The following is a 20,894-nucleotide window of genomic DNA, read 5'->3' on the forward strand; positions in this document are numbered from 1 at the left end:
GCCCTAACAATGTCAGGGCCGGGTTTTTGGCTGGCGGAGAATGGGGGATTTGAACCCCCGAGGGCGTTAACCCAACACGCGTTCCAGGCGTGCGCCATAGGCCGCTAGGCGAATTCTCCAGCTGCTTCCGAATCAAAAGCAGATACTAGAATACCTGAACTTCCCGGCATCGCCCAATTGGGCCGCAGGCGCCATGCAGACGGAGATCGGGCCCGACTCCACAGCCGGCCGCGTTAACGCCAAAATGGACGCCCCCAATGCGTCCATTCCACGGTACAACGTTGAGCTGCCGGGTCCGGCCCTCCAGCCAGGCCCCGCAGCTCACAATCTTGAGATTGCCCCAATCGGTGTACATACCCATGATCCTGCCTGGCAGCCGGATAAGCAATGAAAATGCACATTCTTTGCCTATCTGAACCGGGCATGACTGCCCTTCTTGGCAGGATGGAGACATGACGCAGTTGCATGCCTTGGTGGTGTACGTGCCCACATCCCATACGGACGCCGTCCTGGCAGCCATCGGTGATGCCGGTGCCGGCCGGATCGGAAACTATTCGCATTGCTCATTTGTGACTGCCGGAACTGGCCGCTTCACGGCGCAGATGGGTGCAACCCCGTTCCTGGGTGACGTGGGAAGACCCGCGGAAGTCGCTGAGGACCGGATCGAATGCGTGGTCGACACGGAGAGGCTCGACGCCGTTGTGCTGGCTTTGCGCACCGCCCACCCCTACGAGGAGCCGGCTTTCATGAGCTGGCCAGTGGACGGCTGGCGCTGACGGAAGCCGTGCGCGGCGCGGTTCAGGGCACGCCAAAAGTTCGGGTAAACTTGCTGACGGCCCCTCATGTGGCGTCATCCTGTCGAACTCCCCCAGGACCGGAAGGTAGCAAGGGTAAACGGGCTCTGGCGGGTGCATGGGGGGTCTTTACTATTCCCCGGGAGGCAACCCGCGGGGAATCCTGATTGTCTGCCCGGATTGGTAGGGTTTTCTCTGTGACCGTTACAACCGCCCTTTACCGCAGATACCGTCCGGACTCGTTCGCAGACGTTATCGGGCAGGAACACGTCACGGAGCCGCTGATGACGGCCCTGCGTAAGAACCGCGTCAACCACGCCTACCTTTTCTCCGGCCCGCGCGGCTGTGGCAAGACCACCTCGGCGCGCATCCTGGCCCGCTGCCTCAACTGCGCCACCGGCCCCACCGATACCCCTTGCGGGACCTGCGCCAGCTGCATCGAGCTGGCCCGTGGCGGCTCCGGATCGCTGGACGTTATCGAGATCGACGCCGCCAGCCACGGCGGCGTTGACGATGCCCGCGACCTCCGTGAACGTGCAACCTACGCGCCTGTCCGCGACCGCTACAAGATCTTCATCATCGATGAAGCCCACATGGTCACGTCAGCGGGCTTCAACGCCCTGCTCAAGATCGTCGAAGAGCCGCCGGAGCACATCAAGTTCATCTTCGCCACCACCGAGCCGGACAAGGTCATCGGCACCATCCGCTCGCGCACGCACCACTACCCTTTCCGGCTCGTACCGCCGGAACCCCTGATGGCCTATCTGGAACTCCTGTGCCGGCAGGAGAACGTTCCTGTGGCCCCGGGTGTCCTGTCCCTGGTCATCCGCGCAGGCGCCGGCTCCGTTCGGGACTCCCTTTCCGTGCTGGACCAGCTCATGGCCGGCGCAGGGCCAAACGGCCTCGACTATGAGCTCGCCGTTGCGCTTCTGGGCTATACGCACGCCTCTCTGCTGGATGACGTCGTCGAGGCGGTGGCCGCCTCCGACGCCGCCACGGTGTTCCGCGCTGTGGACCGCGTTATCCAGACGGGCCATGACCCGCGCCGTTTCGTCGAGGACCTGCTGGAGCGGTTCCGGGACCTGATCATCGTCCAGGCCATGCCCGAAAGTGCCCAGACCATCCTGCGTGGCATGCCGGCAGACCAGATAGCGCGGCTCCAGGTCCAGGCCCACAATCTGGGAGCCGCTGAACTCTCGCGCGCAGCGGACGTGACCAATACGGCCCTGACCGAAATGACTGGCGCCACTTCCCCCCGGCTGCACCTTGAGCTTCTCTGTGCCCGGATCCTGCTGCCAAGCTCGGAACAGACCGAACGCGGCATCGCGGCACGAATTGACCGGGTGGAGCGGCGCCTTAACTACGGCGGGAATGACGTCGGCACGCCCCCTGCTCCGGCTTCGGCAGTTGAGGCGGCTCCTGCCGATGCCCTCCGGAGTCAGAGGCCACAAGTACCCGAGGCAGCGCTGGCCGGCGGAACGCCGTCGCCGCGCCAGGCAGCGCAGTCCGTCCAGGCACCAGCCTCCGGCCAGGCACCGCAGTCTGTTCAGTCAGCAGCCTCCGGCCAGGTATCCGCGTCCCCGGCGGCCGAGGCTCCCGGCACACCACGGTCTGCGGAAGCAGCTTCACCCCGCCAGCCACTCACGGCCCCGCGTGTCAGCACCGCTGACTGGCCGGTGGACGAAACGGCAGCAGCCCGCCCTGCGGCGGCGCTTGATACGAATACCGGGCGGGGACCTGCGCCGGCATCGCCGGCCCCCGTGGAACCGGTCCCTGCGGAACCGGCCCGTGTAAGACCGACCCCTGTGAAACCGGCCGCTGTTGCTCCGCCCCTTGCGGAAGAGCCCGTACGTGCGGCTGAAACGGCATCCACTGCCTCCTCGTCACCGGCACGCGGAACGGGCGCCAGGGGCGACGTCGAGGTTCTCCGCCGCGCATGGCCCGAGATCCTGCAGACGCTCTCCAGGATCAAGCGGAGCACCTGGGCCTTGGTAGAGCCAAATGCCCAGGTTGGCGCCTTTGACGGCCAGGTCCTCACCCTGGCTTTCAGCACCACCGGCCTGGCGGGGGCGTTCGGACGCGCCGACCATGCAGAAAATCTGCGCCAGGCAATTCATAAGACAGTAGGCATCGACTGCCAGATCACGGCGGTTGCCGGCGGCATCAACAGTCCAGCGAGCGCTGAGCCAAACCCAAAAGCACCGGCTAGTCCGGAGGCCACCGCGACGCCCGCGGATGTGGCCTGGGGACTTGCGCCTGCCGGCGGTTCCGCCGCCCCCGATGCCAGCGTGCCGGGAGACGCCGCGACACCCCAATCCACTGCGCGCGCACAGGCATCGGCCACTCCCGGTGAGCAGCCTCCATTGGGCCCCGGAAATCGTCAGGCCAAGATACAAGAACCGAGTGGAAGGAAAGCGGACCCTGCAGAGCCAAGCAGCGCCCAGTCAACCGGCACGCAGTCAACGGGCGCGGAGTTAAGCGGCACCGGAGTAAGCGCTACGGCGGCTGCCCCTGCCGTGCCGGCGCGGGGAGAACCGAAGGCCCGCACGGAGGCGCCTTCCGTACCCGCTGCACCCGTGGCTGATCCCGGTCCGGGGCAGGATCCCGACACCGCGGACAGTTATGCCTACTCTGACGACGACTGGGGTCCGCCGCGGGACGAAGACGCCCCGCCGCTGGACGAGGAACCTCCCCTGGATTGGGTTCCCTCAGCACCTGTCGCGCCGCCATCCGGGGCTTCAGCTACCCGCGCCGCGGCACCTGCCAAAGGAGGCTCGGCGTTTGCGGCCGCCCGGGCAGCCAGCGCGTCGGCGCTCGCTGCTTCCGCTGCGAACGGCGACAGCAGCAACGGCAACGGCAACGGCAACGGCAACGGCAACGGCAACGGGCATGATCCGTGGACCCGCGCCGTTGAGCAGGCACCGGGTGTGTGGGTCATCGGCGACGATAGCAACTTGGGAAAGAGCAAGGTCCTTCCCGCAGCTGAAGAGGCAGTGGGACCTGCAGCCCCGGCGCCGGTCTATGAACCTGCTGCTGCCCAGGTGCCGGTCCGCGCATCTGAACGCCCACCTGCTGCCGCAGGCAATCCCGAACCGGACACGGACGCCGATTGGGGCCTAACACCGGTAACAGATGCCAGGCCCGCTCCCGGATCCGAGGGTCCGTCGCACGTGGTTCCTGAGCCGGAACCCGCTTTTGAGCCTGACCTGGCCAGGGCGCCGGTCTACGCCATGGCGTCCTCGGCTCCCCAGGCTGCTCCGACGCAGCAGGCGCAGGCCACAGCGCCGTCGGCAGCGGCCGCACGGCAGAGCCTCTACCAGCGTCTCTCCAGCAGTCCGGAAGCTGCGGCCGGCCGCGCCAAAGTGCCTGTCCGGAGGGCCGGGGCCAGCGACACCTATGTGCAGGACGTCCCCAGCGCCGACGATGAAACCATCGAGGAATCCGGAGTCTTCGGACGCGCCGCCGTCGAGCGTATTCTGGGCGGAAAGCTGATCGAGGAGCGTTCGCTGGACGGAAGCCCCCTTCCGCCCCGGTATTGAGCGCAGCACCAGTCCTGCGCTGAGCGCACTACGCAGGCGACTGATTCACCCATCATCCAAGCCAAGCTAAAGAGGGAACTGTGTACGAAGGTGCGGTCCAGGAGCTGATCGACGAGCTCGGACGCCTTCCCGGTGTGGGCCCGAAATCCGCCCAGCGCCTGGCGTTCCATATCCTGGAAGCAGACCCGCAGGACATGAAGCGGCTTGTGGAAGCCATCACCACGGTGAAGGACAAGGTGAAGTTCTGCACGGTCTGCGGCAACGTCACAGAGCAGGAGCTCTGCAACATCTGCAGGGACCCCCGGCGCGACCCTTCCATCATCTGCGTGGTGGAGGAGTCCAAAGATGTTCTGGCGGTGGAGCGAACACGGTCCTTCCGCGGCCGTTACCACGTGCTCGGCGGAGCCATTAATCCCATCGCCGGCGTCGGTCCGGAGCAGCTGCGCATCCGAGAGCTCCTCACCAGGCTTAACGACGGCGCCGTCCAGGAAGTCATCATCGCTACTGACCCCAACCTGGAGGGTGAAGCGACGGCCACGTACCTGGCCCGCATGCTCAAGTCGATCGGCATCGCGGTCACCCGCCTCGCGTCTGGCCTGCCTGTGGGCGGGGACCTGGAATACGCAGACGAAGTCACCCTGGGACGCGCTTTCGAAGGCCGCCGCAACGCCCTCACCTAAAACGGGACATCGCGCCCCGCGAGAGTTATCGCACAGGTGTACACCCGACTGTCCGCGGCAGGACGCCGCGGACAGTCGGTGCGGATCGGGTTGGGGCCACGCCTGGCTAGGCGATTCGTGTTCCCCGCGCCAGCCTGCGAGCCGGAGTCCGCAGCGAACGCCAGCCAAGCCACATCAGCAGCCCGGCCAGCAGCAGCTGCAGCCCCAGACCCAGCGGCCATAACGGAGTGGCCTGGCCGAGGTACCGCGGCTTAGCCTCCCCGTTCGCGCAGGGATAGGTGCCATCCGGGCCGGCCATGGCGTAACGGGCTCCCTGGCTGATGTTTTCGATCGCTCCCACGGAGGAATAACCCATCTGAGCTGTCCTGTCAGGATAAGGAATGGCATCCGCCACCACCACATAAGGGTTCATGGCCAACAGCCAGGCCACGCGCTCGGTGTGCATGGCAGGCTGCTCCCGGAGCGGACCCGAACAGGTGTACTCCGGTTCAACCGGCCCCTGCGCCGATGAGAGATATTCCCTGTACTGCGCCTGGTTGGCCATGACGGTGCCCTGGGTGAGTCCCGTGCCGAGCCCGAACGAAATCAGCGTGCCGAAGACCAGCCCCGCGACGGCCAGATAGGTGACCACGATGGAGAACAACGGCCGTCCGGCCAAAGCCGAGATCCCGACACCTACGGCACAGACAATGCCGACTTCAACGGCCAGCATCAGCAGGGCCACCAGGACGTGACCCGGAGTCATGCCACCAAGGGCGACGCCGATGATCAGGAACGGCGTACTCGTCACAAGGAAGGCCAGCGCCGCCACCCAGGCTGCGAAGAACTTCCCCCACACGATTTGGCCTGGCCGGAGCAACGTCACCTGCAGGATGGCCAGGGTTCCGGCAGCCCGGTCACCGTTGACGGCATTCGCGGACAGCGCCGGTGCCACCAACAGGGCGAACAGGAGGACAAACGCCAGCACCACCTCGAAGATCATGGATCCGGGACCCGTAGCTTCCGCTGGTGCAAGCCCCCCATATGCGCGCTGGGCGGCCTGCGAGGCATTCCAGCTGGCCCATGTCAGCCAGGTCACGAGTCCTGTCAGGATGAACCAGATGGCCAGCATGATGTACCAGCCGCGGGACCTCAGCCGCTGTTTCAGCTCCAGGACCAACACATCCCTGATTCCTGCAAAGTAGCCACCAGCCAGCACGGGGGCGCCCCAATCCTTCCGACTGTCAGTCACCTGGCTCATCGCCGCTCCCCTTCAAGATTCATGTATGTCTCTTCCAGCGCACCTGAGGCCGGGGCAAAGGAGCTGACCCCCACGCCGGCGAGCACCAGGTCGCGAAGGAGCCGCGCGGCGTCGTCGTCGTTCAGCAGCAGAAGACTGAACGCAGGCCGGCGGCCGTCCTCAACCCGGAACGCAAGCCCCAGTTCGGTGAGTTTGGCGGCCAATGCCTCGCTGTCCGTCGCCGATACGGCGTAACGCCGGCCCGAGGCTGCCGCCTCTTCCGTGGTCTGCTGCCTGACGGTCCGGCCCTGGTTGACGAACACTGCGCCGTCGGCGATCTCATCGAGTTCACTGAGGACGTGCGAGGAGACCACCACCGCCTTGCCTGCAGCGGCCAGCTGCCTCAGCATGGTCCGCAGTTCCACCCGGGACCCGGGATCGAGTCCGGACGCGGGTTCATCAAGGAGCAGTACCGATGGATCGTGGATGAGTGCGCGTCCCAGACTGAGTCGCTGCTGCTGGCCCCGGGAGAGCACACGGGCCGGCTGGTCCGCAAGGTCACTGAGGCGGACCCGGTCAAGCATCATGGAAACCCGCTGCCCAATTCCGGCGCTAGGAAGCCGGTAAAAGCGGGCCATTTGCGTCAGGATTTCACGGGCGGTCAACGATTCCCAGACGCCCAGCGTGTCAGGCATCCAGCCGATCCTGCTTCGGACTTCAGCCCGGTGGTGTACGGGATCAAGCCCGCCCACGCTGATCGTGCCGGAATCCGGCGCCAGCAAGGATGCCAGCATCAGGAGCAGTGTGGTCTTCCCGGCCCCGTTGGGACCGATCAGGGCCGTCACTTTGCCCGCCGGGGCGTGAAAATCCATGTGCTCGACGGCATGCACCCGGCCAAAGCTCCGGCTCACCGCCGTCGCTGTGATGCTGCCGGAATTCCCACTCACCGGCTGAGCCGGATGGCCGGCTGCGTCTTGTCTTATTGCCATTCCTTGCGCACCTGTCCCCCAAGTCTCTGCATGCATACTGACTATGCAATCCTACGCCCGAGGCGCCGGACAGCGACTCCGCCCCAGGGCTGAGATTCGGTCACAATTCAACGGCGACGGCGGGCGGCGATAAACTGGGCGAACAAGTCGCGCCCGCAAGGCCGCCTGCCTCCAGAACTCCCATTGATCCAGCGAAGGTTCGCGCATGAGTACGCCCACTACCGAAGTGCACACCGCAACGCAGCCGCAGGAGCTGCCCGGCGGCCCCGCCGTCACCCAACAGCTGATCGTGCAGAAGTTCGGCGGATCCTCCGTGGCGGACGCCGACGGCATCAAGCGGGTCGCCAAGCGCGTCGTGGACGCCCAGCAGGCCGGCAACGAGGTTGTCGTGGTGGTCTCTGCCATGGGCGACACCACCGACGAACTCCTGGACCTTGCCTCGCAGGTAACTGATTCCGCACCTGCCCGCGAAATGGACATGCTCCTCTCCGCCGGTGAGCGCATCTCCATGGCACTGCTGGCTATGGCCATCAACAAGCTCGGCGCCTCCGCGCAATCGTTCACGGGTTCCCAGGCCGGCATGATCACGGATGGCATCCACGGCAAGGCACGAATCATCGACGTCGATCCGCACCGCATCCGCACCGCACTGGACAAGGGGCACATCGCGATCGTGGCCGGCTTCCAAGGAATGAGCCGCGCCACCAACGAGATCACCACCCTGGGCCGTGGCGGCTCGGACACCACCGCCGTTGCCCTGGCAGCCGCGCTGGAAGCAGACGTCTGCGAGATCTACACCGACGTTGACGGCATTTACACGGCCGACCCCAGGGTGGTGCCTTCGGCGCAGAAGATCGACACCATCTCCAGCGAGGAGATGCTGGAACTGGCTGCCTCCGGCGCCAAGATCCTGCACCTGCGCTGCGTGGAATACGCACGCCGCTTCGGCGTCCCGTTGCACGTCCGGTCCTCATTTAGCCAGCACGAAGGCACATGGGTCATCCCCAGTGCCGAAGACAAGATCATCACTCAAGAGGGAGTCGCCTTGGAGCAGCCAATCATCTCCGGCGTAGCACATGACCGTTCGGAAGCCAAGGTCACCGTGGTGGGCGTTCCGGACATTCCAGGCAAGGCAGCAGCGATCTTCCAGGTCATCGCAGACGCCCACTCAAACATCGACATGATCGTGCAGAACGTCTCCACCCATGGCACGGGCCGGACAGACATTTCCTTTACCCTTCCCATCGTCGAAGGGGCGGATGCGCTGGAGGCGCTTCGTGCAGCGCAGCCGGAAATCGGCTTCGAGAGCATCGAGTACAACGAGCAGATCGGCAAGCTGTCCCTCATTGGCGCCGGCATGCGTTCGCACCCGGGCGTTTCCGCCCGCTTCTTCGCTGCCTTGTCGGAAGCCGGAATCAACATCAACATGATCTCCACCTCGGAGATCCGCATTTCCGTCGTGACCCACGCTGACCTGCTCGACGACGCCGTGCGTGCCATCCACAAAGCGTTCGGCCTCGACAGTGATAGCGAAGCCACCGTGTACGGCGGTACCGGCCGCTAAGCCCCGCACCGCACTGCACTGCACGGGCGCCCCGGCGGCGCCGCCGGGGCGCTAAATGGCCCGCCCGCCAGCCTGTGAGGCTGGCGGGCGGGTGGTTTAGTATCAATCCCTTAAGCGCTGGTTTCGTTACTTGAGGTCTTCGCGGCGGACTGCGTAGTGATGGCCGTGGGAATCCGTCTCCACTTCGAAGTGGGACAGTTCCTCATCCGAGGCCTGCTCGAACGCATCATGCTTGTGCACTACCGGTGAGTCCGTGTCCAGGCGCGCTGCCGGGCCAAAGATGAACCGGAGCCTTTCGGTAAGGTTCATGAAACCGCTGAGTACATGTGCCATTACTTCCACCCCCTTCCCGCATTCCTAAGGAAGAGCCCAAGAGCCACTGCCTCCAAGAGGAGCCAGTGCCCTTATTTTACGCCCGGGTCCGCGAAAAGGATCTGCAGCGCCGGGCGGTTGTGGCGCCTGCCCGCACCCGGCGAGCTGGCTCATCACGGCGGCAGGCTGCTGTTTAGCGGAGGGACTTGTCATCCGGGTTCTTCGAGACAACGTACGTGCTGCCGTCCGGGCGGCGCACCGTCTCCCATTGTTGGCTTTCAGCTTCGCGCCGGGCCAGAAGTTGCCGGTTCTCCTCGGTCATCTCGTGCACCAGGGAACTACGGTTGGCAGGACCGAAGATGGCCCTGAGTTTGCCCGTTGCCCGCATGAAGCGCTGGGAGGCATTGCCCCTGCCGCCAGCCGTGCCCTTGCCCGCTGCACTGTCCTTACCCACTGGAGTGACTCCTTTGAAAGATGAATGCCTAGTTCAAGTGTACGCTAATGATTAGTGCACTAATCATCGGAGGCTTTTATTGGAGGCTGTCATGACAACAAAGCTGTCCCAGTCAAGGACCGGGGAGCAGCGGGACGACGACCTGCTGCTGGAGCACCAGCTGTGCTTCGCCCTGACAGTGGCGTCAAGGAGCGTGGTGGGCGCCTACAAGCCGGTTCTGGAGAAGCTGGGATTGACCCATCCGCAATACCTGGTGATGCTCTGCCTGTGGGAATCCAGCCCCCGCACCGTCCGCAACATCAGTGAGGCCCTTGCCCAGGAGCCTGCCACTATCTCACCCTTGCTCCGGCGGCTCGAAACCGCCGGACTCATCACCCGGCAGCGGGTCGACGGGAACGAACGCTCCCTTGCCGTCGGGCTGACCCCTGCCGGCGCGGAGCTGCGGAATCGGGCCCTCGCGGTGCCCGGCACGATGATGGAACGCCTCGGCCTCACACGGGAACAGGTCGGGCAACTGCATGCCTCCATGATGGGGCTGATTGCAGCCACCGCCGGAGACGCCGGCCGGCAACCGGACCTCCAGCGATAGAATGGCACTAATCGAGGAGGCCAGACGGGTGCGTAAATTGCTGTTCCAGGTGGCGGCCCTGCTGGTGGCTGCGGGTGCGATGTCAGCCTGCACCGGCACCCCGGGCCCGGTCAGCTCTTCATCAGGCACAGCCACTGCAGGCACCTCAGGTACATCGGATACCTCCGGCGCTCCGGCCCCGGACACCGAAACATCCGTTCCTGCTCCTGCACCGCCGTCGTCCCCCGCACCGTCAGGGCCGGGGGCAGGCAACGCCGAATTGGCCATCATGGTCAAACCGTCCGAGGCGGAACCCGCATTGAACTACACACTGGTCTGCCAGAATGGCGTGCCCGCCGCGGAAAGCAAGCACCCCGCAGCGGACGCAGCCTGCGCGGCCCTGAAGAACAACGCCGCTCTGCTGAGCCCGTCCATCAAGGGCACTGCCCAGGCATGCACGGAACAATACGGCGGACCGCAACAGGCCACGGTCACGGGCATCGTCGATGAAACTCCCGTGGACGTCACCTTTGCCCGCACTAACGGCTGCGAGATCAGCGCCTGGGATGCTGCCCGGGAGATCCTCGGGGTTGCCGGTGGAGCACCTTAGCCTGCTGGCGCCGGATGACTGGCTCACGCGCCAGGCCGCACACCAGGAACGCGTCCGGCGCTACGCAGACCCTTACCTTGCCCGCCGATCCGCCAGCCGAAAGCATCCGGTTGAGGACTTTCTTTTCACCTACTACACGCAGAAACCTGGGCAGCTTATGCGCTGGCACCCGGGATCCGGCGTCGTCCTGACCGGGCCTGAGGCTGCTGCCCGCAACGGCTGGAAGCACTACAGAACGCTCGACGACGGCGAACTCGCCTCGCTGGGGCTGCCCGCCGGAACCGCGGCTGTCACCTTCGACCGCCGCAGCTTCCTGGACGACCGGCACCAGGCCGTTGCCTTCGCCGCAATAATCCTCCGCGGAACCGCGGCCAGGCCCGCCCAGTTCGGCTGTTTCGGACTTCATGAATGGGCCATGGTCTACCGCCAGGACAAGTTCGACCTGCGGCATGAATACCTGCGCCTGCGCCTGGGTTCCGCAGGCACGGACAAGGTGGTGGAGGATAACAGGATCCGCTGTTCGCACTTTGATGCCTTCCGCTTCTATACTCCCGACGCCGTACCCCTGAATGAGCTGGCGCCCAGCCGCGACAACCAGCGCGACCTGGAACAGCCGGGCTGCCTGCATGCCAACATGGACCTCTACAAGTGGGCGTACAAGCTGCTGCCCGCACTCTCCAGTGAACTGGTCATGGACTGCTTTGAACTCTCCTGGCGGATCCGGGCCATGGACATGCAGGCTTCCCCCTATGACCTTGAGGAGTGGGGTTACCCGGCCATCCGCATCGAAACAGCAGAAGGCAAAGCGGCCTACGTGGAGCACCAGCGGGCCTTCGCCGCGGAAGCGGCGGCGCTCCGCAGGCGCCTCGATCTGGAACTCGCACCCCTAACCCCCGCGCCGGGTACGGGGACTGGCGCAAGGGATGAGGGAGACCTCAGGGAATGACAGCGCACGGCAACGAATCACTCCCGATCAACCTGACCATCAGGCTCAGGCAGGGTCCGGACGGCGGTGAGCACGAGTTCAGGCTTGTTGCCGCCGACGGCCGGCCTGCTGCCGGGTCCACGTTGCCGGATCCGGACGCTGCACTGGCCGCGGTGGAGCGGTTCGGCGAGGATATCTTCTTTCCGAAACCGGGGCCGCCCAGGCTGTGCACCCAGCAATACGGCGGCCCGCAGACTGCCCTGGTGACGGGAACATTCAGGGGCCGCACAGTCGCCGCCACCTTCCGCCGCACGGATGGCTGCGAGATCGCCCGCTGGAATGCCATGGCACCGTTGCTGGGCGGGACCGCTGGGCCGGCCGGCCGCCTCGGGGACTAACCGCCCGGGAGCCTGTCCGCAACCGCAGTCTCGGGAGACCCTGCCGGTGCTGACTGAGCGGAGGCTTCCACCTTGACGCTCACCCACGTCGTGATGCCGTTTCCGCCAAGGCTCAACCGGGAGAGGTAGGAGCCGCCGGATAGTCCGGTCCAGTTAAGCGTGGCAGCGGTGGCCACGCCGTTTGGCGCCAGGATCGGGTTCGGACTGACAGACAGGTTCCCGGCATCACCCAAGAACGTCACAGCCTGGACCGCCGCACTGGCCGGTCCGTTCCCGGGAGTGGAGTAGAGGTTGGCCACGACGTAGTACGTGCCCGCCCGCGGCTTCTCCAGGTCCAGGAACTCGCTGGCGGAAGCCGTCGCTACCTGGGTTGCTGAGAGGCCGCCAGCGCCGTCAGGGCCATATACCACCATGTCCCAGTCGACGTCGTCCGTTTCTGCCTGGACGCCAAGCCGGGCAAAGGTGGCACCTTCCGGCACCGTCACGCGGATGAGGGCATTGTGCTCGTCGTTCACCGGTGCATAGGCGCCCGGCGTCTTGGTAACGGCAGTTTCGCTTATGGGTGCGAGCCCTTCGACTCCCACCGCGATGGGGCTGTCGGAGCCGGAAACGAGCTGCGTGCTCCCGCTTCCCGTTCCGGTGGAAGAGCTGAAGGAGAATGAGGGCGCGATCTTGGCATCAACCGGGCGGGCGGCGATGGGCGAACTCACTGTACGCGGCCCCTTCCAGGTCAGTTCACCTGTGCTGAACTTGCCCACTGGTGCACTGACGTTCCTGATGGTGATGGTCACCTCGCGGGTCTTGCCCTGCTTCGCGAAAGTCAGGACCTGCGGCTCAACATGGATATCAAAGCCGGGCATTGTCACCTCAGGCCTGTAGCTGCCCGGAACCAGCGCTGTCAGCTGCCGCTTGACCTGGACCTCACCCACCAGGTTGCCCACGGCAATGGAGGGAAGGTTCAGGTTGACGGCGGCAAGTGAGCCTGCCTCCGGCGCTCCTGTATCCAGGCCCTGGCCGTTAAGGAAGGCCAGCCAGTCCTGGACGCCCGAGTCGTATACGAGGCCTGGATCCAGGACACGGGTGGAATCGATGTGGCCGGCGCCACCCTGGAAGGGATCCCGATTAGGCGTGCCGTCGGCATTGACCAGCGGATAGGCCGTGGTCATCATGGCGGACTTCACCATTGCCGGGGTCCACCGGGGCTGTTTGCCCAGCACCAGGGCACCAAAGCCGGCAATGTGCGGGGCTGCCATGGAGGTCCCTGACATGAAGCCGAACTGGTCGCCGTCGTTCCCTATTGTTGAGACACCGGCCAGGACATTCACGCCCGGGGCGGCAATGTCCGGCTTGAGCAGATCGCCGCCCGAGGCCAGGCTGGGTCCGCGTGAGGAGAAGCCGGCAACCTGGGGCGCCGGGGCCATCGGATCCCCCGTCAGATCCCCCTTGACCAGGCTGACCGTCAGGCTGGGATTTGCGCCCAGCTTCGACTTCAGTTCCAGGCTTTTGGGTGTATTGACGTGCACGGTGGGTACCACGTGGTTGTCAGCGTCCTCGGAACTCCCCGTGAGGTTCACGAGGATCATTCCCACACCGCCTTTGTTCTGGACTTCAAGGCTCTTGGCCGTCCTGTCCACCACGCCGCGGTCACACACCACCACCTTCCCGGATACTTTGGCCGCGTCCAACGACCCGGGACCGCAGAGGTTTGCATTGGTCGTGCCGGCGGCCGCGGCGTCGGCTGCGATCACCGCCTGCTTGTCCCGGAGCTCTGTCTTCATGATGGACGCGCCGCGGTACATGCTGCCGTCGGAAACGCGGACGGTGCCCAGCAGGTCGTTGGGGAACGTGGAGGCTGCCACCGTCGTCAGCCAAGGGGCGGCATGGTTGACGGTCGAGGCGGCGGGACCTGAGTTGCCGGCGGATGCGGAGATGAAGACCCCGGCGGCAGCAGCGTTCAGGAATGCCAGGGCCACGGGATCGCTGGTGCTGTCCGTGTTCCCGGAAATGGAGTAGTTCAGGACATCAACGCCGTCCTGGATTGCCGCGTCCACCGCCTCTACCGAGGCGGATGAGTAGCAGCCGCCGGTCTCGGGATTGTCGTCCTCCCAGCAGATTTTGTAGACAGAGACCTTTGCCGCGGGGGCGACCCCGGAGCTCTTGCCGAAACCGGCGCCAGCGATGACCTGTTCCACGTTGGCGTTGCCGGCAGCTGTGGTTGCTGTATGGGTGCCGTGGCTGCCCACGTCCACCGGCGAAAGCAGTTCCTGCGGAGCGCGGTGTTCGGGCGCCACGTACTGGAGGAAGGAGTCCGCGAAGTATCTGGCGCTGATGACCTTGGAATTGCACAGCGTTCCGTCAAATGTGGCGCCGGTGTCCACGCCCTTCTGGCACTCCCCCTCGAAGGTTGTGCCGTCTGCCTTGAGCATGGCGATCCTGCCGTCATCTGTGCGGTACGGGACGCCTACCTGGGCCGCCCCCTGTAGCGGCTGGACAGCGTCGCCCTGCAGGAAAGGATTGTCCGGAGCGTAGCCCGAATCGATAACTCCTACGACGACACCCTTTCCAGCATTCTCCTGCCCTCCGAATTGCCCCGCCCATGCCCCGTCGGGTCCGGTCAGCTTCAGGAAGTCGGTTGCCGTGTAATCGGGTGCGTTTTCAACGTCCGGGGAAACGGCGAGCACCCTTCTGTCCTTGGAGAGCTGCATGGCCTGGGCGGCTGTCAGCTCTGCCGTAAAGCCGTTGAGGGCGGCGGTGAACTGCTTGGACGGAGATACGCCCTGGTCTGCGGCGACATCCCGCTGGGCCTTCCGCAGGTGCGCGTCGTAGGCCTTGTAGTTGGGGCTTCCGGCATCGAGTTTCCTGCCGTTCTGCGGCTTCGTGCCGGCAAGGCCGGGTGTCTCGCCGTCGTAGGCCGCGGCCGCCTTCTCTGCGAGGACCACGATGTAGCGGCCGCCCGTGAATGGTGCGGGTGACGCGTTTCTTGAGCCTGTTGCCTGGGCCGGTTCGGCGGGCGCCGCGGTAGCGGGACTCAACGCCATCGAGGTGAGGAGAAGCGGCAAACTCACGGCCAAGGCCGTCGCTTTCCGGAACCCCCTGCCCCGCACGGGGCTCTTTCCAGTTGTTTTCACGGGCGGCTGCACCTTTCTCAAGATCCTGGCGCACATATGGGGCCAGGGGAGCTGGAAGCACCATGGATATTACAGATCTTGTAATCCGGTGAGACCAGATGCTCCAAACAGTACAGACAGATAGCCAAATATGACCAGAATGCAAAGCTTGTTTTTAGATTTGTCATAGCGCTGCCCGATCTGGGTCTCCAGGCTGCCGACGGGCTCCCCCGGGACGGGGTCGCCGAGACACAAAAACCCGGGACACAAAAAAAGGGCGCTCCCTTTCAGGGAACGCCCGGTTATCGCTGGATTATTTTCAACGTGCCGCTACTGGCGGGGGGTCCGCACAACCTCACTGATCCACTGCCGGGTCTTTTCGTCCACGTGGCCCGTCACATGGTGTTCACGAGCGGCGCGGTCCGCCTTGATCTTCTGCAGCACCATCCGGCCCAGGCCTGCAAAAACCGCGGCAGCAAGCACCGGCAACAGCATGGATTTTGATTTCTCAGCCATTACGCAATCCTAGTCAGGCGTAGCGTACGGGGCCAGAGCCGGCGTCGTTCCCCCGAATACTGTGTGCGGCCCTGCGGCCGGTAGAATGGGCTAGCAAGCTCGCGGAGCGCCCGTCCTCACCGTTTTAGATATCAATGTTGGTTTTAGATATCAATGTTCTAGACCTCACCGTTTTGGTGACTCAAGACACCACGGAACGGCGTGAGACGGCACCACTCCGCTGCGCCCATACCCAACGCTCACGCACAGGAGTTACCGGATGCCCCGGATCGTTGTCGATGTCATGCCCAAGCCCGAGATTCTGGACCCGCAGGGAAAGGCCATCGTAGGTGCACTCCCGAGGCTGGGTTTCACCGCCTTCAGCTCAGTCCGGCAGGGCAAACGCTTTGAACTCCTGGTGGACGGCGAGGTGACCGAGGAAATACTGGCCCAGGCCCGGGACGCGGCCGAGACTCTCCTGTCGAACCCGGTCATCGAGGACGTCGTCAACGTCGAGGTCGTCGAGGCCTGAAATGACTGAACTCCCTCTGATCGGTGAAGCAGCCGCCGGCGCCCCCGAGTCTCGGCTCGCAGGCGCCCGGATCGGCGTTGTGACCTTCCCCGGCACCCTTGATGACCGTGATGCTGCCCGTGCAGTCCGGCTTGCCGGCGGCACCGCAGTGCCGCTCTGGCATGCCGACACCGCCCTTGGCGACGTGGACGCCGTCGTGATCCCCGGCGGCTTCTCCTACGGTGACTACCTGCGCGCTGGTGCCATCGCCCGCTTCGCGCCGCTGATGTCCCTGATCATCGACGCTGCCAACTCGGATGCCAAACTGCCTGTCCTTGGCATCTGCAACGGCTTCCAGATCCTGACCGAGTCTCACCTGCTGCCCGGCTCCATGATCAAGAATGACCACCTGAAGTTCATGTGCCGCGATCAGGTGCTGCGGGTGGAAAACAGCAACACCGCCTGGACCCTGGACTATGAGGCCGGACAGGAAATCACCGTGCCGCTGAAGAACCAGGACGGCCAGTACATCGCTGACGACAAAGTCCTGGACGCGCTCGAGGCAGAAGGCCGCGTGGTGTTCCGCTACTTAGGCTTCAACCCGAACGGCTCGCGCCGCGACATCGCGGGCATCTCCAACGCCGCCGGCAACGTGGTGGGCCTGATGCCGCACCCCGAGCACGCGGTGGAAGTTGGTTTCGGCCCGGAGACAGCTTTGTCCGGCTCCGCCGGCGTCGGCGGGACCGACACCGACGGCCTGGGCTTCTTCACCTCCGTCCTGAACAAGATTGTGGGAGGCGCTAAGTGACCACCTCAGCTGAAACCGTCAGCAAGAAGTTCAACATCGACACCGTCGAGAACGCCGCCAAGACCCCTGACACCGAACTCCCCTGGGCAGAACTTGGCCTGAAGCAGAACGAGTTCGACGAGGTCGTCAAGGTCCTCGGCCGCCGCCCCACGGGCGCCGAGCTCGCCATGTACTCCGTCATGTGGAGCGAGCACTGCTCCTACAAGTCCTCGAAGAACCACCTGCGCCAGTTCGGCGACAAGGTGACCGACGAGATGAAGAAGGACATGCTGGTGGGCATCGGCGAAAACGCCGGTGTGACCAACCTCGGGGACGGCTGGGCCGTAACCTTCAAGATCGAATCGCACAACTCGCCGTCGTTCGTGGAGCCCTACCAGGGTGCCGCCACCGGCATCGGCGGCATCGTCCGCGACATCATCTCCATGGGCGCCCGCCCGGTCGCCGTGATGGACCCGCTGCGGTTTGGCGCCATCGACCACCCGGACACCGCCCGCGTCATGCACGGTGCAGTTGCCGGCATCGGCGGCTACGGAAACTCCCTGGGCCTGCCGAATATCGGCGGCGAAATGGTGTTCGACTCCGTGTACCAGGGCAACCCGCTGGTCAACGCCCTGGCCGTCGGCGTCATGCGCCACGAGGACATCCGCCTGGCCAACGCTTCCGGCAAGGGCAACAAGGTGGTGCTGTTCGGCGCACGCACCGGCGGCGACGGAATCGGCGGAGCCTCAGTGCTGGCTTCCGAATCCTTCGACGACACCAAGCCCTCCAAGCGCCCGGCCGTGCAGGTCGGTGACCCCTTCGCCGAGAAGGTCCTGATTGAGTGCTGCCTGGAGCTGTTCAAGGGTTCCCTGGTGGAAGGCATCCAGGACCTCGGGGCCGCGGGCATTTCCTGCGCCACATCCGAGCTCGCCTCGAACGGCGACGGCGGCATGCAGGTTGAACTGACGTCCGTACTGCTGCGGGACCCCACCCTGACCCCGGGCGAAATCCTGATGTCAGAGTCGCAGGAACGCATGATGGCCGTGGTCACTCCGGAGAACATCGCCGCCTTCGAAGCGGTCATGGACAAGTGGGCGGTGGAGTACTCCTGGCTGGGCGAGGTGACTGACACCGGGCGCCTGATCATCACCTGGGATGGCGAAGTCATCGTGGACGTAGACCCGCGCACGGTTGCGCACGACGGCCCGGTCTACGACCGCCCCTACTCCCGTCCCGAGTGGCAGGACTCCCTCCAGGCTGACACGTTCAGCGGCTCGGTCCAGGACGCCGGCCGTCCCTCAGCTCCTGCGGAGCTGGCGGCCGCGGTCACCGAACTGGTGGCGTCGCCCAACATGTGCAGCAAGGACTGGATCACCAACCAGTACGACCGCTACGTCGGCGGCAACACCGCCATGGCATTCCCCGACGACGCCGGCGTGGTCCGGGTGGACGAGGAAACCGGTCTCGGTGTGGCCTTGGCCACGGACGCCAACGGCCGGTACACCTACCTTGACCCGTACCACGGCGCGCAGCTGGCACTTGCCGAGGCCTACCGCAACGTGGCCACCTCCGGCGCCGTTCCGATGGCTGTCAGTGACTGCCTGAACTTCGGTTCCCCGGAGGACCCGGACGTCATGTGGCAGCTTGCCGAAGCCATCCGCGGCCTCTCCGACGCCTGCATGGTGCTGGGCATCCCGGTCACCGGCGGAAACGTCTCGCTGTACAACCAGACCGGCAGCACCCCCATCCACCCCTCCCCCGTCGTGGCTGTCCTGGGCAAGCTCGACGACGTCGCCCGCCGGACGCCGTCGGGCTGGCGTGAGGACGGCCAAGCCATCTACCTGCTCGGCACCACGAGCGCGGAACTGGACGGTTCGGAATGGGCGAACATGCGCGGCCACCTGGGTGGACTTCCCCCGAAGGTGGACCTCGCGGCGGAACGCGCGCTGGGTGAAATCCTGATCAACGCCTCCCGCGACGGCATGGTCGATTCCGCGCATGACCTCTCCGAAGGCGGCCTTGCCGCGGCACTCGTCGAGTCCTCGCTGCGCTACGGCGTGGGTGCAAGGATTGCGCTGCAGGACGTCCTGGACCGCGACGGCGTGGACCTGTTTACGGCCCTGTTCTCCGAGTCCCAGGGCCGCGCGGTTGTGGGCGTCCCCCGCTCAGAGGAAGTCCGCTTCACGGACATGTGCACCGCCCGCGGCTTCGCCCACCTCCGGATAGGCGTGGTGGACGCGGACAGCAACCAGCTGCAAATCAACGGTGTGGAGGCGCTGTCCCTGGACGCTCTCCGCGAAGCCCACGAGGCCACCCTGCCGAAGTACTTCGGCTAGTCCTTCCTAAACCAACGCGGGGTCACTTACCGCCCAATAATCCCCTCGGGATGGGCGTTAAGTGACCCCGCGTTGGTTTAACCACTAACGATCCCCATTGACAGTCCTCCCCGAAGGCGATTAGTAGCCTTCAGTCTTCGCTGTGGAGCTCCCGCTGCCTCGCGCTGAGCAGCTCGAACTCCGGCCGTGCGGCCACAAAACGTTCGACGGCGGTGAGCACCTCCACGAGGTGGGCGCGGTCTCCGGAAACCAGACCAGCGCCGACCTGCGAGCGCCGGTACTGGTCGTGGTCCCCCACCTCGGCCACTGAGACGTCGAAGCGGCGCTTGATCTCGGCCAGCAGCGGGCGTATGACCGAGCGTTTCTCCTTCAGGCTTTGGACATCGCCCAGGAGGATGTCCAATTCAATCCAGCCGATCCACATGAGAGTTCCTTCCGCCCTGGCTGTTGGCTACGTTTGTTCAGCCTGCCGCCAGGTCCAGTTCGCATCCCAGGATCGCCTCGCGGGCATACTGCTGTTGCGCCGGAGTTCCGAACCTTTCCGCCCACTGCTCGGCCAGCTGGAACTCGACCAGCGCCTCGGTGAATCGGCCGGCAATGCGCAGCTCCCGGCCGAGGTTGTTGTGCAGTGCCACCATCCAGCGCCGGGTCTCGGGATCACGGGCGGCGGACGCGTATTCCAGGGCGCTACGGGTCCAGGGTTCAGCATGCGCGGAATCGGCGAGGGCCAGCATGTGCAACGCGTCCACGGTGAGGAACTCCTCACCCAGGTGGTCAGCAAGCTCCGCCGCCTGCTCGAACAGCGGCACGGCCATGGCAGCGTGACGGCTTGAGTTCAGGAGCCTGGCCCGCTCCAGCAGGATTCGAACGCCCACAGTAGGTTCCTCTCCGTCGATCGAATCCAGCAGGGCGTCGGCCTCCTCGAAGCGGCCCTGCAGTCCGATGGCCCGCCCCAGCTGCGTCGCGAGTTCCGCCTTTTCATCTGCGTTGTATTGCTGGTCGGCGAGGGCAGCCCGGAAGCGTTCCTCGGAAAGCTTCGGGTCATCGAAGTCCCACAACCGGTCGAGGGTCTTTTGGTCCAGCATGTACTTTCTCCTGATCAGCTTTCACCTGCGGCATGGAGCGTTCCCTTCAATGTATCGGGAAGTGAGGGTGCCGGTTTCCCTTCAGCCGACAGGACCGCCAGGGGATCCGGAGAGCCGGGCCCATCCGAGCTGCTCCCGCTGCCTGCGGCTCAGCGTGGCTACCACCAGGTCGTAGGAGTCCTCCACCATGTCCCGGACCATGCCGTCGGGTAGGGCGCCGTCAAGGCGCACCCCGTTCCAATGCGTCTTGTTCATATGCCATGCGCCGGTGATCTCCGGATGGGCGGCACGGAGCTGCTCGGCCAGGGCCGGCTCGCACTTCAGACTCACCGACCAGTCGTCCGGGTTCATGGCGGATAAGGCGAACAACTTGGCCTCGTGCCTGGCGCCGCCGGACACATGCGCCCGGACCTTAAAGACTGACGTCTCCGGCCCGAACGGGAAATCCTCAAAAGCACCAGGAAACGACAGGCAGATCTTTCTCAGTTCCGATGGGTTCATGCAGTGAGCCTACAAAGCCT

General features: G+C 65.0%; 20 protein-coding genes, 1 tRNA gene and 1 other RNA gene. 12 read left to right on the plus strand and 10 right to left on the minus strand.

Annotated elements, in window-relative coordinates; genetic code table 11:
• Positions 1-31: 31 nt before the first annotated feature.
• Positions 32-119 (minus strand) — tRNA-Ser (locus tag QFZ40_RS17185).
• Positions 120-452: 333 nt separating this feature from the next.
• Here QFZ40_RS17185 and QFZ40_RS17190 point away from each other — a divergent pair.
• From QFZ40_RS17190 to recR, 4 genes are all read left to right on the plus strand, one after another.
• Complete coding sequence (locus QFZ40_RS17190; protein ID WP_306905861.1) at positions 453-776, plus strand: hypothetical protein; 324 nt, start codon at positions 453-455, stop codon at positions 774-776.
• Positions 777-831: 55 nt separating this feature from the next.
• Positions 832-928: signal recognition particle sRNA small type (gene ffs / locus QFZ40_RS17195), an RNA gene on the plus strand.
• A 63-nt stretch (positions 929-991) separates the two neighbouring features.
• Positions 992-4,333 (plus strand): DNA polymerase III subunit gamma and tau, encoded by a 3,342-nt coding sequence (locus tag QFZ40_RS17200; protein WP_306905863.1) that lies wholly within the window; start codon positions 992-994, stop codon positions 4,331-4,333.
• A gap of 80 nt (positions 4,334-4,413) precedes the next feature.
• A complete protein-coding gene (recR, locus tag QFZ40_RS17205) occupies positions 4,414-5,013 on the plus strand; it encodes a recombination mediator RecR (protein WP_306905864.1) in 600 nt (199 codons plus the stop codon).
• Between the two features lie 106 nt (positions 5,014-5,119).
• On the opposite strand, the gene QFZ40_RS17210 is transcribed toward recR, so the two are convergent.
• The gene (locus QFZ40_RS17210; RefSeq protein WP_306905866.1) at positions 5,120-6,253 is read right to left on the minus strand and encodes an ABC transporter permease; all 1,134 of its coding nucleotides are present in this window, start codon (positions 6,251-6,253) and stop codon (positions 5,120-5,122) included.
• Positions 6,250-7,179, minus strand: coding sequence for an ABC transporter ATP-binding protein (locus QFZ40_RS17215; RefSeq protein ID WP_306905867.1), 930 nt, complete (start codon positions 7,177-7,179; stop codon positions 6,250-6,252). The genes QFZ40_RS17210 and QFZ40_RS17215 overlap by 4 nt, the downstream gene beginning before the upstream one ends.
• 247 nt (positions 7,180-7,426) lie before the next feature.
• Here QFZ40_RS17215 and QFZ40_RS17220 point away from each other — a divergent pair, with 247 nt between their 5' ends.
• The gene (locus QFZ40_RS17220) at positions 7,427-8,785 is read left to right on the plus strand and encodes an aspartate kinase (RefSeq protein ID WP_306905868.1); all 1,359 of its coding nucleotides are present in this window, start codon (positions 7,427-7,429) and stop codon (positions 8,783-8,785) included.
• Between the two features lie 126 nt (positions 8,786-8,911).
• On the opposite strand, the gene QFZ40_RS17225 is transcribed toward QFZ40_RS17220, so the two are convergent.
• Positions 8,912-9,118, minus strand: coding sequence for a hypothetical protein (locus QFZ40_RS17225; protein ID WP_306905870.1), 207 nt, complete (start codon positions 9,116-9,118; stop codon positions 8,912-8,914).
• Between the two features lie 172 nt (positions 9,119-9,290).
• Entirely contained in the window at positions 9,291-9,485 is a 195-nt protein-coding gene (locus QFZ40_RS17230; protein ID WP_306906970.1) for a hypothetical protein, read from the minus strand.
• 157 nt (positions 9,486-9,642) lie between these two features.
• Here QFZ40_RS17230 and QFZ40_RS17235 point away from each other — a divergent pair, with 157 nt between their 5' ends.
• From QFZ40_RS17235 to QFZ40_RS17250, 4 genes are read left to right on the plus strand one after another with little or no spacing between them, the layout of a single operon-like run.
• Positions 9,643-10,140 (plus strand): MarR family winged helix-turn-helix transcriptional regulator, encoded by a 498-nt coding sequence (locus tag QFZ40_RS17235; protein ID WP_306905871.1) that lies wholly within the window; start codon positions 9,643-9,645, stop codon positions 10,138-10,140.
• Positions 10,141-10,168: 28 nt separating this feature from the next.
• Positions 10,169-10,729 (plus strand): serine protease inhibitor, encoded by a 561-nt coding sequence (locus QFZ40_RS17240; protein ID WP_373427445.1) that lies wholly within the window; start codon positions 10,169-10,171, stop codon positions 10,727-10,729.
• Positions 10,686-11,675, plus strand: a complete 990-nt coding sequence (locus QFZ40_RS17245; RefSeq protein WP_306905873.1) for a 3-methyladenine DNA glycosylase — start codon at positions 10,686-10,688, stop codon at positions 11,673-11,675. Before QFZ40_RS17240 ends, QFZ40_RS17245 begins: the two co-directional genes overlap by 44 nt.
• The gene (locus QFZ40_RS17250) at positions 11,672-12,052 is read left to right on the plus strand and encodes a serine protease inhibitor (RefSeq protein WP_306905875.1); all 381 of its coding nucleotides are present in this window, start codon (positions 11,672-11,674) and stop codon (positions 12,050-12,052) included. The genes QFZ40_RS17245 and QFZ40_RS17250 overlap by 4 nt, the downstream gene beginning before the upstream one ends.
• Here QFZ40_RS17250 and QFZ40_RS17255 read toward each other — a convergent pair.
• The gene (locus tag QFZ40_RS17255; protein WP_306905876.1) at positions 12,049-15,180 is read right to left on the minus strand and encodes a S8 family serine peptidase; all 3,132 of its coding nucleotides are present in this window, start codon (positions 15,178-15,180) and stop codon (positions 12,049-12,051) included. The genes QFZ40_RS17250 and QFZ40_RS17255 overlap by 4 nt on opposite strands.
• 309 nt (positions 15,181-15,489) lie before the next feature.
• Complete coding sequence (locus QFZ40_RS17260; RefSeq protein ID WP_306905877.1) at positions 15,490-15,675, minus strand: hypothetical protein; 186 nt, start codon at positions 15,673-15,675, stop codon at positions 15,490-15,492.
• Positions 15,676-15,934: 259 nt separating this feature from the next.
• On the opposite strand from QFZ40_RS17260, the gene purS reads away from it, so the two are divergent.
• The 3 genes from purS to purL are packed head-to-tail and all read left to right on the plus strand — an operon-like array spanning position 15,935 to position 19,288.
• A complete protein-coding gene (gene purS, locus QFZ40_RS17265; RefSeq protein ID WP_214959051.1) occupies positions 15,935-16,186 on the plus strand; it encodes a phosphoribosylformylglycinamidine synthase subunit PurS in 252 nt (83 codons plus the stop codon).
• 1 nt (position 16,187) lies between these two features.
• Positions 16,188-16,973, plus strand: coding sequence for a phosphoribosylformylglycinamidine synthase subunit PurQ (gene purQ / locus QFZ40_RS17270; protein WP_306905880.1), 786 nt, complete (start codon positions 16,188-16,190; stop codon positions 16,971-16,973).
• Positions 16,970-19,288, plus strand: coding sequence for a phosphoribosylformylglycinamidine synthase subunit PurL (purL, locus tag QFZ40_RS17275; RefSeq protein ID WP_306905881.1), 2,319 nt, complete (start codon positions 16,970-16,972; stop codon positions 19,286-19,288). The genes purQ and purL overlap by 4 nt, the downstream gene beginning before the upstream one ends.
• Before the next feature lie 130 nt (positions 19,289-19,418).
• On the opposite strand, the gene QFZ40_RS17280 is transcribed toward purL, so the two are convergent.
• The 3 genes from QFZ40_RS17280 to QFZ40_RS17290 form a co-directional block, all read right to left on the minus strand.
• Positions 19,419-19,712, minus strand: coding sequence for a DUF503 domain-containing protein (locus QFZ40_RS17280; RefSeq protein ID WP_306905883.1), 294 nt, complete (start codon positions 19,710-19,712; stop codon positions 19,419-19,421).
• Positions 19,713-19,749: 37 nt separating this feature from the next.
• The gene (locus QFZ40_RS17285; protein WP_306905884.1) at positions 19,750-20,373 is read right to left on the minus strand and encodes a hypothetical protein; all 624 of its coding nucleotides are present in this window, start codon (positions 20,371-20,373) and stop codon (positions 19,750-19,752) included.
• 81 nt (positions 20,374-20,454) lie between these two features.
• On the minus strand, positions 20,455-20,874 hold the full coding sequence (locus QFZ40_RS17290) for an MmcQ/YjbR family DNA-binding protein (protein ID WP_306905885.1): 420 nt from the start codon (positions 20,872-20,874) through the stop codon (positions 20,455-20,457).
• Positions 20,875-20,894 lie beyond the last annotated feature (20 nt).

It is taken from the genome of Arthrobacter pascens, from assembly GCF_030816475.1.
Taxonomy (GTDB): Bacteria; Actinomycetota; Actinomycetes; order Actinomycetales; family Micrococcaceae; genus Arthrobacter; species Arthrobacter pascens_B.

What these genes read in the sequence shown, in the direction of transcription:
- QFZ40_RS17190 (WP_306905861.1), top strand. Translation starts at nt 453, where the DNA reads ATGACGCAGTTGCATGCCTTGGTGGTGTACGTGCCCACATCCCATACG.
- QFZ40_RS17210 (WP_306905866.1), bottom strand. Translation starts at nt 6,253, where the DNA reads ATGAGCCAGGTGACTGACAGTCGGAAGGATTGGGGCGCCCCCGTGCTG.
- QFZ40_RS17220 (WP_306905868.1), top strand. Translation starts at nt 7,427, where the DNA reads ATGAGTACGCCCACTACCGAAGTGCACACCGCAACGCAGCCGCAGGAG.
- QFZ40_RS17225 (WP_306905870.1), bottom strand. Translation starts at nt 9,118, where the DNA reads ATGGCACATGTACTCAGCGGTTTCATGAACCTTACCGAAAGGCTCCGG.
- QFZ40_RS17230 (WP_306906970.1), bottom strand. Translation starts at nt 9,485, where the DNA reads ATGCGGGCAACGGGCAAACTCAGGGCCATCTTCGGTCCTGCCAACCGT.
- QFZ40_RS17235 (WP_306905871.1), top strand. Translation starts at nt 9,643, where the DNA reads ATGACAACAAAGCTGTCCCAGTCAAGGACCGGGGAGCAGCGGGACGAC.
- QFZ40_RS17245 (WP_306905873.1), top strand. Translation starts at nt 10,686, where the DNA reads ATGCTGCCCGGGAGATCCTCGGGGTTGCCGGTGGAGCACCTTAGCCTG.
- QFZ40_RS17250 (WP_306905875.1), top strand. Translation starts at nt 11,672, where the DNA reads ATGACAGCGCACGGCAACGAATCACTCCCGATCAACCTGACCATCAGG.
- QFZ40_RS17260 (WP_306905877.1), bottom strand. Translation starts at nt 15,675, where the DNA reads ATGGCTGAGAAATCAAAATCCATGCTGTTGCCGGTGCTTGCTGCCGCG.
- purS (WP_214959051.1), top strand. Translation starts at nt 15,935, where the DNA reads ATGCCCCGGATCGTTGTCGATGTCATGCCCAAGCCCGAGATTCTGGAC.
- purQ (WP_306905880.1), top strand. Translation starts at nt 16,188, where the DNA reads ATGACTGAACTCCCTCTGATCGGTGAAGCAGCCGCCGGCGCCCCCGAG.
- QFZ40_RS17280 (WP_306905883.1), bottom strand. Translation starts at nt 19,712, where the DNA reads ATGTGGATCGGCTGGATTGAATTGGACATCCTCCTGGGCGATGTCCAA.
- QFZ40_RS17285 (WP_306905884.1), bottom strand. Translation starts at nt 20,373, where the DNA reads ATGCTGGACCAAAAGACCCTCGACCGGTTGTGGGACTTCGATGACCCG.
- QFZ40_RS17290 (WP_306905885.1), bottom strand. Translation starts at nt 20,874, where the DNA reads ATGAACCCATCGGAACTGAGAAAGATCTGCCTGTCGTTTCCTGGTGCT.